At 64.4% G+C, this 14,727-nt stretch carries 11 protein-coding genes; 6 read left to right on the top strand and 5 right to left on the bottom strand.

The features are described 5' to 3' along the window. Positions 1–88: 88 nt before the first annotated feature. The 4 genes from ACVJ5M_RS29930 (at position 89) to ACVJ5M_RS29945 (ending at position 5,486) form a co-directional block, all read left to right on the top strand. Entirely contained in the window at positions 89–739 is a 651-nt protein-coding gene (locus ACVJ5M_RS29930) for a GntR family transcriptional regulator (protein WP_063983895.1), read from the top strand. Then, positions 736–2,265, top strand: coding sequence for an aldehyde dehydrogenase (locus ACVJ5M_RS29935; RefSeq protein WP_063983896.1), 1,530 nt, complete (start codon positions 736–738; stop codon positions 2,263–2,265). The genes ACVJ5M_RS29930 and ACVJ5M_RS29935 overlap by 4 nt, the downstream gene beginning before the upstream one ends. Before the next feature lie 75 nt (positions 2,266–2,340). Beyond that, entirely contained in the window at positions 2,341–3,708 is a 1,368-nt protein-coding gene (locus ACVJ5M_RS29940) for an MFS transporter (RefSeq protein ID WP_231144605.1), read from the top strand. Between the two features lie 290 nt (positions 3,709–3,998). Beyond that, positions 3,999–5,486 carry an amidase gene (locus tag ACVJ5M_RS29945; protein WP_428841293.1) on the top strand — a complete coding sequence of 496 codons (1,488 nt, stop codon included), beginning with the start codon at positions 3,999–4,001 and terminating at the stop codon, positions 5,484–5,486. A gap of 16 nt (positions 5,487–5,502) precedes the next feature. Here ACVJ5M_RS29945 and ACVJ5M_RS29950 read toward each other — a convergent pair whose 3' ends face one another. Further along, entirely contained in the window at positions 5,503–6,108 is a 606-nt protein-coding gene (locus ACVJ5M_RS29950; RefSeq protein WP_063983899.1) for a TetR/AcrR family transcriptional regulator, read from the bottom strand. Positions 6,109–6,309: 201 nt separating this feature from the next. Here ACVJ5M_RS29950 and ACVJ5M_RS29955 point away from each other — a divergent pair, with 201 nt between their 5' ends. Both ACVJ5M_RS29955 and ACVJ5M_RS29960 read left to right on the top strand, forming a co-directional pair. Beyond that, positions 6,310–7,554 carry an efflux RND transporter periplasmic adaptor subunit gene (locus ACVJ5M_RS29955; RefSeq protein ID WP_354099519.1) on the top strand — a complete coding sequence of 415 codons (1,245 nt, stop codon included), beginning with the start codon at positions 6,310–6,312 and terminating at the stop codon, positions 7,552–7,554. Between the two features lie 135 nt (positions 7,555–7,689). Next, a complete protein-coding gene (locus tag ACVJ5M_RS29960; protein WP_354099520.1) occupies positions 7,690–10,893 on the top strand; it encodes an efflux RND transporter permease subunit in 3,204 nt (1,067 codons plus the stop codon). On the opposite strand, the gene ACVJ5M_RS29965 is transcribed toward ACVJ5M_RS29960, so the two are convergent. The 4 genes from ACVJ5M_RS29965 to ACVJ5M_RS29980 all read right to left on the bottom strand — a co-directional run bounded on the left by ACVJ5M_RS29965 (position 10,890) and on the right by ACVJ5M_RS29980 (position 14,646). Continuing rightward, complete coding sequence (locus ACVJ5M_RS29965; RefSeq protein ID WP_063983902.1) at positions 10,890–11,618, bottom strand: sulfite exporter TauE/SafE family protein; 729 nt, start codon at positions 11,616–11,618, stop codon at positions 10,890–10,892. The genes ACVJ5M_RS29960 and ACVJ5M_RS29965 overlap by 4 nt on opposite strands. Positions 11,619–11,811: 193 nt before the next feature. Further along, complete coding sequence (locus tag ACVJ5M_RS29970) at positions 11,812–12,069, bottom strand: hypothetical protein (RefSeq protein WP_063983903.1); 258 nt, start codon at positions 12,067–12,069, stop codon at positions 11,812–11,814. A gap of 231 nt (positions 12,070–12,300) precedes the next feature. Next, the gene (locus ACVJ5M_RS29975; protein ID WP_063983904.1) at positions 12,301–13,419 is read right to left on the bottom strand and encodes a helix-turn-helix transcriptional regulator; all 1,119 of its coding nucleotides are present in this window, start codon (positions 13,417–13,419) and stop codon (positions 12,301–12,303) included. A 108-nt stretch (positions 13,420–13,527) separates the two neighbouring features. Next, a complete protein-coding gene (locus tag ACVJ5M_RS29980) occupies positions 13,528–14,646 on the bottom strand; it encodes a helix-turn-helix transcriptional regulator (protein WP_063983905.1) in 1,119 nt (372 codons plus the stop codon). Positions 14,647–14,727 lie beyond the last annotated feature (81 nt).

Consider the following 14,727-nt stretch of genomic DNA (forward strand, 5'->3'; position numbering starts at 1 on the left):
TAAATCAACTGTCAGGGAATTCAAGCATTTGGCTCTTGACGTGAAATATCAGGATTGCCAAATTGAAGCCAACGAGGTCCCTAGAATCATGCTTTTGCGCGAAAACATCTACGATCTTCTCCGATCTGATATTTTAGCGTGCCGGTTCACTCCGGGCGATGAAATGCGGGAACAGGATCTGGCCGAACGCTATTCGGTGAGCCGCCAACCGGTTCGGGATGCGCTTTTGAGGCTGCAGCGCGAGCATTTGGTGACGGTGCAGCCGCGCCAGGGCTACCGGGTCACGCCGATCTCGCTGTCGGACGCCCGCGACCTCCTCCGCTTCCGTCTTGCGCTGGAGCCGGCCTGCGTCGCCGAGGCGATCGAGAGCGCTCCCGACAGCGTCCTGAAATCGCTCGACGAATTTCGCCGCTTCTCCGGCGACCACGAAGACTTCATCGCCTACAATCGCGGCTTCCACTCCGCGCTGGCTCATGCGTCCGGCAATCGCCGCATGGCGACGGCGCTGTGCGACCTGATCGGCCAGGCCGACCGGCTGGTCCGCGTCAGCGTGTCCAATCTGAAGGGTCACGATCCGGCAAAGCTCGTCGCTGAGCACGTCGCCCTGATCGACGCCATGCAGAGCCGCGAAACGCGAACCGCGGCGCGCATCATCAAGGCCCATATCGGGGCCACCGAAAAACGCGTTCTGCCGGCGCTCAAGCGCAACGCCGTCATCGTCGAGGAGAGATCATCATGAACATTCCATCGAAACCCGCGTCGATCGACGTCGAAACCCACGGCAATTTCATCGACGGACGTGAAGTCGAAGCCGGCAACGGCGTGATGCTCGACGTTCGCAATCCCGCGACCGGCGACGTCATCGCCCGCATCCCCAATTCGACCGCCGAGGACATCGACCGCGCGATGAAGAGCGCGCGCGCGGCGTTCGAAGGCAAAGCCTGGGGCGGCATGGACACGCGCGCGCGGGCCAGACTGGTCAACAAGCTCGCCGATGCTTTCGAGGCCAATCTCGACAGCCTGTACCGGCTGGAAACCCTCAACAACGGCCGGCCGGTCAACGAGACCCGCGCCCAGCTCTCCCGCCTGCCCGATTTCTTCCGCTACTTTGCCGGTGTTGCGCTGGCGCGCCGCGACTCCGTCATCCCCGTCGAAGGCGCCTATCTGAACTATACGCTTCGCACGCCGATCGGCATCGTCGCCAATTGCACGCCGTTCAATCATCCACTGATGATCCTGTGCAAGTCGCTGGCCGTGGTGCTGGCGACCGGATGCGTCACCGTGGTCAAGCCCTCCGAATACACGCCGCTGACGACGTTGAAGCTCGCGCAGATCTTCACCGAAGCCGGCCTTCCGCCCGGCGTCTTCAACATCGTGCTCGGCCTCGGCCAGAGCGCGGGCAAGATGCTGTCCGAGCACGGCGACATCAACAAGCTGGTCCTGACCGGCGGCACCGAAGCGGGCCGCATCGCCGGCAGCGCGGCCGCAAAAGTCTTTGCGCATCAAACCATGGAGCTCGGCGGCAAGACGCCGGTGATGGTGTTCGACGATTTCGACGTCGACCGCGCCGTGAACTACGCCGCGTTCGGCGCCTTCATCGGCGCCGGCCAGACCTGCGTCTGCGCCTCGCGCCACATCGTCCAGGCCACGATCTACGACGAATTCGTCGAGAAGCTGCAGGCCAAGACCCGCACGATCCGCGTCGGCGATCCCTTCGACGCGAACACCCAAATGGGCCCCGTGATCTCCGCGCGGCAGCGCGACCGCGTTCTCACCTACGTAGGCTACGGCCACGAGGATGGCGCGCGTCTCGTCACCGGCGGTGTTGCCGCGAAGGTGCCGGGTCACGACAACGGCTATTTCGTCGAGCCGACCGTGTTCGCCGACGTCACATCCGACATGCGCATCTTCCAGGAGGAAGTGTTCGGTCCCTTCACCTCGGTGACGCCGTTCAAGGACGAGGCCGATGCGCTGCGGCTTGCCAACAATTCGCCGTTCGGCCTCGCCGCGGCCATCCGCACCCGCGACGTCGCGCGCGCGCATCGTGTCGCCGCCTCCGTCAAGGCCGGCATCGTCTGGATCAATGATCACCACCGTCTCGACCCGGCCTCGCCCTGGGGTGGCGTCGATGATTCCGGCATCGGCCGCGAATGCGGCACCGAAAGCTTCAACGACCACTTCAACACCAAGAGCGTGATGGTCGCGACCCACGAGCAGCCGTTCGACTGGTATCGCGATACGGCCAACCAGCAGCGCCTGAACTAGCAAAAACGACGAGCGGCCGACCGCCCATAGAAGGCGGGCCGCATCGACCAGAACAACAGTCAGGGGAGAGCGTATATGTCGACAATGGTGAACGCAGGCAGCCGTCTGGATCGGCTGCCGATCGGGCCATTCCACCGCCGCATCATGCTGCTGATCGGCATCGGAATGTTTTTCGACGGTTTCGACATCTATATCGCCGGGACCGTGCTCAGCGTCACGCTGAAGACAGGCTTTTCGACCCTCGCCCAGAATGCGGTTTTCATCTCCGCGACCTTCGTCGGCATGATGCTGGGATCATTCGGCACCGGCTTCCTCGGCGACCGCTACGGACGCCGCTTCACCTATCAATTCAATTTGCTCCTTTTCGGCGTTGCCTCCCTGGCCGCGGCGTTCTCACCGAACATGGCCTTCCTGATCGCCTGCCGCTTCGTGATGGGCGTTGGGCTCGGGGCGGAGAACGTCGTCGGCTATTCGACGATGACGGAATTCGTGCCCGCGCGCACCCGTGGCAAATGGCTCGGCTTCACGACCGTGTGCGTCGTCACCGGTCTGCCCGTGGCGCTATTGATCGCGTCCGTGGTGGTGCCGCAATTCGGCTGGCGCTCCATGTTCGTGCTCGGCGGCGTCGGCGCGCTCGTGGTGTGGTACATGCGCAAGTCGCTGCCGGAATCGCCGCGCTGGCTGGAAGCTGTGGGACGCACCGCCGAGGCGGAAGCGCTGATGCAAGCCATCGAGAAGGAAGCCGCGCGGGGTCAGCCCCTGCCTCCTCCCGCGGCCACGACACCGATCCCGGCATCTGCCGATCTCGGCACGCTGTTCACCGCGCCCTTGCTGTCGCGGATGATCGTCGGCGCCGTCTGCCTGATCACCATCAACACCCTGCTCTATGGCTTCGTGACCTGGCTGCCCGTGTTCTTCGTCAAGCAGGGCCTCTCGATCGCGACCTCGTTCGGCTATTCTCTGCTGATGGCGCTCGGCGCGCCCGTCGGCTCGGCCATCGGCGCGCTGACCGCCGACCGCTGGGGCCGCAAGCCGACCATCATCGGCGCATCCCTGATCACGGTGATGCTCGGAATCCTCTACCCCATGATCTCCGACCCGATCCTGCTGCCGGCTGTCGGCTTCGCGCTGACGGTACCGATCTACGTCCTGGTCGCCCTTCTGTTCGGCATCTATATCCCCGAGCTGTTTCCGACCGAGGTCCGCCTGCGCGCCTCCGGCATCGTCAACACGCTGGGGCGCGGCGCCACCATCGTCACACCGTTTCTCGTCGTGTCGCTGTTCGAGACGCGCGGCGTGGCCGGCGTGATGGCGCTGATGATCGGACTGCTGGTGGTGCAGATCATCACGGTCTGGGCGCTGGGCATCGAGCCCCGGCATCGCAGCCTCGAGGAGCTCAAGGCGGAGGAATCCGCGTCGCCGGTGCTGAAGGAGGCTTCCTGAGGTTAGCTCTTAGTTGACCTGCGGATGCTCTGACCCCGATGTCGGGGCACAGGAGGTCGTCATGCCCGGGCTTGTCCCGGGCATCCACGTTCTCCGTGCCGTGTCGTTAGGCGTGGATGGCCGGGACAAGCCCGGCCATGACGCTGTGGAGGCGGTCGGCGCCCCTAACGCGGCCCCGACCGGCGGGCAGATCTGGTTCCCGTTGTGCCGTCTCCTCATCTCGCTCACAAAATCGCATGTTCAGCGCCCGGATCGGTTTGCCGAGACGATGTGATACAATGGAGCGCGTGATGACCGCAGATAACGTTGATCTGAATTACGGCTCGATCGGCGCACTGCTGACCGCCCTGCACGCTCGCAAAGTGTCCGCGTCCGAGTTGCTCGCGCATACGATCGCGCGCATCGAGGCGCTGGACGGGCGGATCAACGCGATCATCGTTCGCGATTTCGATCGGGCGAGAGACGCCGCACGCGCCGCCGATGCCGCGCTTGGCCGCGGCGAGCGGCTGCCGCTGCTCGGCATTCCCGTGACCCTCAAGGAACCGTTCAACGTCGCCGGCCTGCCGACGACATGGGGCTTTCCGCATTTCAGGGATTTCCAACCGGCGGAAGACGCCCTTGTGGTCTCGCGGTTGAAGGCGGCAGGCGCCATCATCATCGGCAAGACCAATATCCCGATCGGCTTGCGGGACTTCCAAAGTTACAACGACATCTACGGAGCGACGAACAACCCATGGGAACTCGGCCGGTCGCCCGGCGGCTCCTCGGGCGGATCGGGCGCGGCGCTGGCCGCGGGTTTCGGTCCGCTCTCGATCGGCTCGGACATCGGCGGCTCGATCCGCGTACCTGCGCACTTCTGTGGTGTGTTCGGACACAAGCCCAGCCTCGGCCTGGTCCCGCTGCGCGGCTACAGCCTGCCGCCTGCACTACCCGTCCCCGGCCAGGGCGATCTGGCTGTCGTCGGGCCGATGGCGCGCACCGCCTCCGACCTTGCGCTGTCGCTCGACGTGATTGCCGGCCCCGACGAGACGCGCGACGGGATCGGCTATCGCCTTGCGCTACCGGCCCCGCGGCACAACGATCTCAAGGATTTCAGGATCCTCGTGATCGATACCCATCCGCTGATGCCGACGGGCGATGCCGTGCGTTCAGCCATTGGGCGATTGGCCGACCGGCTCGACAAATCTGGTGCGCGGGTCGCACGTGCGAGCACGTCGCTGCCCGACCTCGCCGACTCCGCGCGGCTCTACATGAAGCTGTTGAACGCAGCCCGAAGCCCGCGCCTGACACCGGCCGCCCTCGCAGAGGCGCAAGGAATTGCCGCGGCGCTCTCGCCCGACGACCGCAGCCTGCAGGCCGAGCGTGCGCGGGGCTGGGGCATGATCCATCGCGAATGGCTGGCGACCGACGCGGCGCGCCTGCAGTTGCAGCAACGGTGGCAGCAGTTCTTCCGCGAGTTCGACGCCGTGATCTATCCGGCTGCCGCCGTGCCGGCCTTTCCGCATGACCAGTCCGAACCGTTCGACGCGCGGCAACTGGACATCGACGGAAAGCTGCACCCTTACGCCGATGCGTGCTTCATCTGGGCGGACCCGGCCTCGACCTGCGGACTGCCGGCGACCGCCGTACCGATCGAGCGAACGCCGTCGGGCCTGCCGGTCGGGGTTCAGATCATCGGGCCTTATCTCGAGGACCGCACGACGATTGCGCTGGCCGGGTTGATTGAACGCGAGTTCGGTGGCTTCGTCCCGCCGCCTTCGCTGCAATCGTCAAATTGACAACGGCGGGCGGCCGTCACGTTCTGTCGGCCGACTGCGCCTCGACCGCCTGCACGGCGACGCTCGCGACCTGACGCAGCGCCTCGCGGTCGGAGCCTGAGGACGCCATCACGCCCATGCCGACCGAGACGGCCGAGACGTAGCGCGCGAGCGCGGCGGGATCAGAGCTCGGCTTGAGATCGCCTTCGGCCTTGGCGCGAACAAAGCGCTCGCGGAGCTGGTCTTCGTTCTCGGCGCGGCGGGCGGCGAGCTCGAAGGGGACGTTTTCGGAGCCACTGCCGCAGGCGATGCCGCCTTGCACGAGCAGGCAGCCGGGCGGATTGGCGGGATCGGTCTGCTTTTCGGCGATGCCCATCAGCATCCGCTCGGCGACGTCGCGGGCAGTCGGCGCGGCGACCACCTCGTCCATCCAGACGCCCCGCAATTTGGTGTAACGGTCGAGCGCGGCCTTGAGCAGGCCTTCCTTGTTGCCGAAGCAGGCGTAAAGGCTCGGCGGATTGATGCCCATGGCCTCGGTGAGCTGGGCAATGGTGGCGCCCTCATAGCCATGGCGCCAAAACACTTCCATCGCCTGGTCCAACGCCGTTTCGGCGTCGAATTCGCGGGGGCGTCCCATGCCCATGTGCCTGTCTCCTCGGAATTCACGTTCTGCCTGAAGCTTAACGCCGAATCCTATCTATTTGTTCTAGCTTTATTTTCTCTGCCGTCTTCCAATTCTTGCGGTATGCCGCTACAATTTTCTTAGTGAATGGTACATAAGTATCTTGCACTGCGACATCCAGCTCCACATCTGTAGTGAACACTACATATCTGGAGCGCGCAAATGCATCCCTCGCAAAACTCCCCCCGCACCGGCCGTTTCCGCCGCCTCCTCGGCGGCGTTGCCATCGTGGGCGCCCTCGCCGTGGCCGGCTCGATCGCGACCGGCCATTACTTACGTGCCGCGCAGGCGACCGCAACGGCTGCGGCAGCTGAGCAGGCCGTCCCTGTCACGGTCGCGCTGATCGAACCGAAGCAGACCGTGCTGTGGGACGATTTCTCCGGCCGGCTCGAGGCCATCAACCGTGTCGAGCTTCGTCCCCGCGTCGCGGGTGCGATCCTTGCGACCAACTTCACCGAAGGCGCGCTGGTGAAGGCCGGCGACGTGCTGTTCAAGATCGATCCGGCGCCTTACGCAGCAGAGGTCGACAAGGCCAACGCCCAGCTCGAGGCTGCCAAAGCGCGCGTCGTGTTCACCCAGAGCGAGCTCGAGCGCGGCGCGCAGCTGGTCGGCAATGCCGTGGTCACACGGCGCGACTACGACCAGCGCGACAATGCCAATCGCGAAGCCATCGCCAATGTGAAGGCGGCAGAAGCGACGCTCCAGACCGCAAAGCTCAATCTCGACTACACCGAGGTGCGTGCACCCGTGGACGGCCGCGTCGGCAAGTTCGAGATCACCGTCGGCAATCTCGTCGCCGCCGGCACCGCCTCCCCGGTGCTGACCTCGCTGGTGTCGGTCAATCCGATCTACGCATCGTTCGATGCGGATGAAGAGGTCGTGCTGCGCGCGCTGAACTCGATCGCGGATGCCTCCGGCAAGCGCGGCAATCTCGACCAGATCCCGGTGGAAATGACGACATCCGGCGGTCTCTCGGCGAGAGGTCATATCCAGCTCATCGACAACCAAGTCAACGGCCAGAGCGGCACCATCCGGGCCCGCGCGGTGTTTCGGAACGAGGACGGGCGTCTCATCCCCGGCCAGTTCGCCCGCGTACGCATGGGCCAGCCGAAGCAGCAGACGCTGGTGATGATCGACGAGCGCGCGATCGGCACGGACCAGGACAAGAAGTTCGTGATGGGGGTCGGCGACGACAGCCGCGCGGTCTATCGGCCGATCACGCTCGGCGGTTCGGTTGACGGCCTGCGCATCGTGACGGCGGGGCTGAAGCCCGGTGATCGCATCATCGTCAATGGCCTGCAACGCGTGCGTCCGGGTGCTCTCCTCAAGACGGAGGTCGCGGTGATGGGTGCGCGGGGACCGCAGCAGGCCTCCAACCACAGCAACCAGGACGTGGTGCAACGCTAGTTACATCATTCCGGGCCGCGTGCCCGGAATAACGACGTCATAGAGCTACCAAGACATCGCATCTCGATTCCGGGTTCGCGGGTATTTCCCGCGTCCCGGTAACGGGAGAGCTGTCTCTCTTGCAGGGGCAAGGCCATGAATCTCTCAAAGTTCTTTATCGACCGTCCGATCTTCGCCGGCGTGCTGTCCGTGCTGATCTTCCTCGCAGGCCTGATCTCGCTGTTCGCGATGCCGATCTCCGAATATCCGGACGTGGTGCCGCCCTCGGTGCTGGTGCGCGCGACCTATCCCGGTGCCAACCCCAAGGTGATCGCCGAGACGGTGGCAACCCCGATCGAGGAGCAGATCAACGGCGTCGAAGGCATGCTCTACATGTCGAGCCAGGCGACCACCGACGGCGCCATGACGCTGACGGTAACGTTCCGGCTCGGCACCGACCCCGACAAGGCGACGCAGCTGGTGCAGAACCGCGTGCAGCAGGCCGAGCCGCGCCTGCCAGCCGTGGTGCGCCAGCTCGGCATCATCACCAAAAAGTCGTCGCCCGACCTCACCATGGTCGTGCATTTGCTGTCGCCCAACGGCCGCTACGACATGACGTATTTGCGCAACTACGCGGTGCTCAACGTCAAGGACCGCCTCGCGCGGATCGACGGCGTCGGCGACGTCCAGCTTTACGGCGCCGGCGACTATTCGATGCGGGTCTGGGTCGATCCGCAGAAGGCGGCCGAGCACGGCCTGACCGCAAGCGACATCGTCAAGTCGATCCAGGCACAGAACGTCGAAGCCGCCGCCGGCGTCGTCGGCTCGTCGCCGAACGTCAGGGGTATCGACCTGCAAATGTCCGTCAATGCGGAAGGACGGCTTGCGAACGAGGAGCAGTTCGGCGACATCGTGGTCAAGACCGGCACGCGCGGCGAAGTCGTGCGGCTGCGCGACGTCGCCCGCATCGAGCTTGGCGCCTCCGAATACGGCCTGCGCTCGCTGCTCGACAACAAGCAGGCCGTGGCGATCCCGATCTTCCAGGCGCCGGGCTCCAACGCGCTGGAGATTTCCGACCACGTCCGCGCCACCATGGCCGAGATCAAGAAGAACATGCCGGAGGGCGTGTCCTACCAGATCGTCTACGACCCCACCCAGTTCGTGCGCTCCTCGATCGAAGCTGTCATCCACACGCTGCTGGAAGCGATCGCACTGGTCGTGCTGGTGGTGATCCTGTTCCTGCAGACCTGGCGCGCTTCCATCATTCCACTGCTGGCAGTGCCGGTGTCCATCGTCGGCACCTTTGCGGTGATGCATCTGTTTGGCTTCTCCATCAACGCGCTCAGCCTGTTCGGCCTCGTGCTTGCGATCGGCATCGTCGTCGACGACGCCATCGTCGTGGTCGAGAACGTCGAGCGCAACATCGAGGGTGGCCTCTCGCCGCGCGACGCCACCTACCAGGCGATGCGCGAGGTCTCCGGCCCGATCATCGCGATCGCGATGGTGCTGATCGCGGTGTTCGTGCCGCTGGCCTTCATCTCCGGCCTCACCGGGCAGTTCTACAAGCAGTTCGCGCTGACCATCGCGATCTCGACCGTGATCTCGGCCGTCAACTCGCTGACGCTGTCGCCGGCCCTATCGGCCCTTCTGCTGAAGGGACACAACGAGCCGAAGGACAAGCTGACGATCATCATGGAAAAGGGCCTTGGCTGGTTCTTCCGCGGCTTCAACAAGGCCTTCACGCGCTCTTCGGACAATTACAGCGGCACCGTCACCAAGGTGGTCTCGGGCAAGGCTGCGGTGATGGGCCTCTATGTGGTGCTGGTCGGCCTCACCGCCTTCCTGTTCCAGCAGGTGCCGAGTGGATTCGTGCCGGGCCAGGACAAGCAATATCTGGTCGGCTTCTCGCGGCTGCCCGACGGTGCAGCGCTCGACCGCACCGAAGAGGTCATCCGCAAGATGAGCGACATCGCGCTGACCCAGCCCGGTGTCGAGAGCTCGGTCGCGTTCCCGGGCCTGTCGATCGCCGGCTTCACCAACTCATCCAACGCCGGCATCGTGTTCTCGACGCTGAAACCGTTCGACGAGCGCAAGGGTCCGGCCCTGAGCGGGAACGCGATCGCGGCCGATCTCAACAAGAAATATTCCGGCATCCAGGAAGCCTTCATCGCCATGTTCCCGCCGCCGCCGGTCAACGGCCTCGGCACCATCGGCGGCTTCAAGCTGCAGATCGAGGACCGCGCCGGTCTCGGCTATGAAGCGCTGAACGAGGCGACCAAGGCGTTCATGGCGGCGATGCAGAAGGCGCCGGAGATCGCCGGCGTGTTCTCGAGCTTCCAGGTCAACGTGCCCCAGCTCTTCGCCGACATCGACCGCACCAAGGCGCTTCAGCTCGGCGTGCCCGTGACCGAAGTGTTCAACACCCTGCAGATCTACCTCGGTTCCTACTACGTCAACGACTTCAACAAGTTTGGTCGCACCTACTCCGTCTATGTCCAGGCCGACGCGCCGTTCCGGGCGCGTGCCGACGACATCAGGCAGTTGAAGGTGCGCTCGTCCTCGGGCGACATGGTGCCGCTGTCGGCGCTGCTCACGATTCGCCAGAGCGCCGGACCTGAGCGCGCGATCCGCTACAACGGCTTTTTGTCGTCCGACATCAACGCGGCCGCCGCGCCCGGCTTTTCATCGGGCCAGGCGCAGGAGGTAGCGACGCGGATCGCGGCGGAGACGTTGCCGCCGGGCTTTGCCTTCGAATGGACCGACCTGACCTATCAGGAGTTCATCGCCGGCAATTCCGGACTCTGGGTGTTTCCGCTGGCGATCCTGCTGGTGTTCCTGGTGCTGGCGGCGCTCTGTGAGAGCCTGACCCTGCCGCTCTCGATCATCATGATCGTGCCGATGGGGCTGCTGGCTGCGATGTTCGGGGTCTGGATCTCGAAGGGCGACAACAACGTCTTCACCCAGATCGGGCTTATCGTTCTCGTCGGCCTCTCCGCCAAGAACGCGATCCTGATCGTCGAATTCGCGCGCGAGCTCGAATTCGCGGGACGCACGCCGATTCGGGCGGCGATCGAGGCGAGCCGCTTGCGGCTGCGCCCGATCCTGATGACGTCGATGGCGTTCATCATGGGCGTCTTGCCGCTGGTGCTCTCGACCGGCGCGGGCTCGGAGATGCGGCGCGCGATGGGCGTCGCGGTGTTCTCCGGCATGATCGGCGTCACCGTGTTCGGCCTGTTCCTGACGCCGGTGTCCTATGTGCTGCTCCGGACCGTCACCGGCAACAAGCCGCTGGTGCATCACAGCAGCGACACCAGCGCGGCGCCGGTCCAGGGTCTCAAGCACGAAGGCGCAGGCCACTAGATCAGGGAAATCCCTGAGAGCAGCAACAGAACGAGCACGGTCTTGCGAAAGACCGTCTCGTTGACCCGGTGAAAGGCGATCACGCCGAGCGCTGAGCCTGCGAACAGCGCCGGCAGGCTGATCGCGAGGTCGACGAACACCTTCGACGATAGATCCTGGTGTCCGACCAGCAGCGCGATCGCGAAGACCTGCATCGCGGCGATGAACGGCTGCACCAGGCCGCGCTGCTCGCTCTTGGGCATGCCGCGCATGTCGCACCAGATCGTGGGGATCGCGCCGGGCATCGCGGTCAGGCCGCCGACCAGCCCTCCCCCGAACCCGATCAGTGCGACCCAGGGCCGGCCGACGGCTTCGCCCGCCGTCACCAGCGTCGGCCGCAGCAGCATGTAGGCCGCATAGAGCGCGACGATGATACCGAAGCCGCGCCGGAGCAGATGCGTGTCCGTGCTCTGCAGCAGCGACACCGCGATGGGAACGCCGATCAATCCGCCGACGATCAGCAGCAGACTGCCCTCCCACCGGATGCTGCGCCGAAGCGCCCATAGATTGGTGGCCTGCACGCCGATGCTGCACGCCATCATCAGCGGCACGGCCTCCAGCGGCTGAAACACGCGGAGCAGAATCGCGCCCGCCACGGCCGAGAACGCGAAGCCCGAGAGCCCCGAGACGAAAGCGCCGGCGAACACGGCGACGCTCACGAGAAGGCTGGTCGTGATATCAGGCACGATGCGTTCTCCGGGTCAATCGTAGGGTGTCTGCGTCGCCGGGACATCGGCAGTCCCGGTGCAGAGCTCCGCATCGTGCGAATTCAGGAGAGGCCGAGCGACCGGCTGCGCGTGCGAACGCTCCAGCATTGCCAGCCCGACCAGTTGAAGCGTGACGAGCGCCGCCGTCAGCGCGGCTGCGACAATATTGACGTTACGCGCGTTCGAACGTGGTGCGGCCGGCCGCGCGCTCGCGCGGATCAACTCTGTTGGCATTTTCAAAAATATCCTCTTCATTGCAGACGGGAATCATTTCATTCAAACGCGACGTTCCGTGCGACTGCTCCAGCAAATGGCTGTAGCGCCGCAACACGCGCTTCGCGTCGATCTCGCGCTGCGCGCGGAATGCCGCGCCGATGCGCGCGACGATGTCGCGGAACTTGCCGGCCGGAGCTGGTGACGCCTTTCGCATGACAATCTCCTCTCAACTTGTGCGAGAGATTGATGAGGTTCACTTCCGCTTGCTGTGAGTTGCTTCACACGAAGATCGAACGCGTCGAGCAAGAAAACGCGTGAGTTCTCGTAGAAGAGAGCGCGGAGAATCGCGTCATTCGATCGAACGACCCGCGATAACTTTCTAATGATGCTGCTGTTTGAACCTATCGCGAGCCGGAGCGACTCGCCTGCGCCTTCGGAAAGCGCGTCAGTGCAGAACCGGATTGGAAAATCCAGCCGCGAGCTTCACGAGGTCCGCCTGTCGCGAGACGCCGGTCTTCGCGAACACCCGATGCAGATGCGTCTTCACCGTCGTCTCCGCGATGCCGAGCGCCACGGCCGTCTCCGGCACACCGCCGACCTCGACGATCGATTGCATGACCCTCAGCTCCGCAGGGGTCAGTTCGAACGCGCGGTCGATGAGGCCGGCACATGAGCGGCCGTCGAGTTCCGCCTTCCAGATGAACAGGGCGCCGACCGCCGACATGCGCTCCGCCGCGCCTTCACGCAACAACGACGGCAGCGCGATGACGTGCGCGACGTAGTAGGAGCCGTCATGCGACATCAGCGGAATCTTTCGCCCGCCGGCCGCCGCGACGGCAACCTCGCCTGCGTCACGGAAGATATCGCGCAGCGCCGAATTTGCCGCGGAAGATCGTGCCACCAGCCGGCCCGCGACAGACCGCAGGACATCATCGGCGGCGAGCAACATGTCCGCGGCAGGATTGCTGTGGACGATGTTGCAGGCCGTATCGAGCAGGATGACGCCGGCATTCAGCCGATCCACGACATCGGCGAGCGCGATCGCCCGCTGCTGCTTCCGCTCGATCGCCCGGTTGATCAGCAGCGCCCGGCTCGCATGCGGAATCAGGAATTGCATCCGCGCCCGCTGCTCGGCATCGAGCATCCCCTTGCCGGGAATCACGGTGATCAGCATCGGACACGGCGACTTCGACTGTTCCAGAACCACGCTGGCGACATCGACGCAGCCCTGGGGCCGCAGCCATTCCTGATAGAACCGCCCGCGGCGATATTCGTCGAAATTCACGAGATCGGGGATGTTACGAACCTCGCCATAGCGAGGCAGCCGTGCCAGCGGATCGTACTGGGCGTAGGTCTCGGCATAGAGCTGGATGTAGTGCGGATCGACACCGCAGTAATAATGCGTCGCGCCGGACTTGCTGACCGGATCCTTCGAAATCAGCCCGCAAGCCTGGCTGCCGATGAACGCATTGAGCTTGACGACAACATCGCTCCACAACTCAGGGTGGAGACCCGCGTCATATATATTCTCGATCAACTCGGACTGTTTGGGAGGTCGGGACATCAGAACAGCCAATGGTGACTTGGAGATCGCGAAATGCTCGTCATGCCCGGCGGCACAATTGAGTCTATCGTGGGAGCAAAAGGTTCAACCCCGGCCGCGATTGACCGATCAGTTGACGAGCGGATTGGAGAATCCGGCCGCGAGCTTGACGAGATCGGCCTGACGCGAAACGCCGGTCTTGGCGAACACCCGATGCAGATGCGTCTTCGCCGTGGTCTCTGCGATACCGAGCGCTGCCGCCGTTTCCGGGACGCCACCGACCTCGACGATCGACAGGAACACGCGCAGCTCGGCCGGCGTGAGGCCGAAGGTCCGTGCGATCAGCTCGCCATAGGACTGCCCGCCAAGCGACACCTTGCGCAGGAGCAGCGCACCGGCGGCATCGACCACCCGCTCGCTGCCATTTCGCAGCACGGACGACAGCGGCAGAATATGCGCGACATAACGCTCGCCGCTCGGCGAAAGCAGCGGGATCGCATGGCCCCGTGTGGCAAGCAGGGCAATTTCGCTGCGGGTCGCAAGTGCCTCGCGCAGCGTCTGATTGGCCTCCGCGCTGCTGGTTACGAGCTGCCCGGCAACGGACCGAACCACGTCGTCGGCGGCAAACAAGGCGTGGCCGGCCGAATTCGCATGCACCACCCGGCAGAAGGCATCGAGCAGGAAGATGCCGGACGCCAGATTGTCCAGAACATCCACCAGCGCCGTCGCCAGTGTCAGTTGCGAGGTGATGGCGCGGTTGATCAGCAGCGCGCGGCTGGCGTGCGGTACGATCAGCGAGAGCCGACGCTTCATCGCCGGGTCCACCATGTGCCGGCCCGACAGCACCGTCATCATCACCGGGCAGCTCGCATGCGATGTCTCGAGCACGACGTTGGCCGCGTCGCTGCAACCCTGCGGCTGCATCCACTCCTGGTAAAAGCGCCCTTTCCGGTATTCATCGAAATTGACGAGATCGGGGATGCTGACGATCTCGCCATGCGGCGGCAGCACCGTCAGCGGGTCGAACTTCGAATAAGTCTCTGAATAGAGCCGGATATAGTGCGGGTCGGCCCCGCAATAATAATGAGTGACGCCGAATTTGCTGATCGAATCCTTGGAAAACAGCCCGCAGGCCTGCCCGCCGACGAAATCGCGGACGCCGGCGACGACGTGGTTCCACAGCGAGGGATCGAGCCCCGCGTCATAGATGGACTCGACCAGTTCGGGCAGCTTCGGTGGTCGATGCATGGCTATAAATGGCCTGAGTGATCAATATCACCAAGAATACCATAACCACGGCATGCGACGTCCTCCGATCGGAGGAGGCGC

The sequence above is a fragment of the Bradyrhizobium sp. S3.7.6 genome, assembly GCF_054061875.1.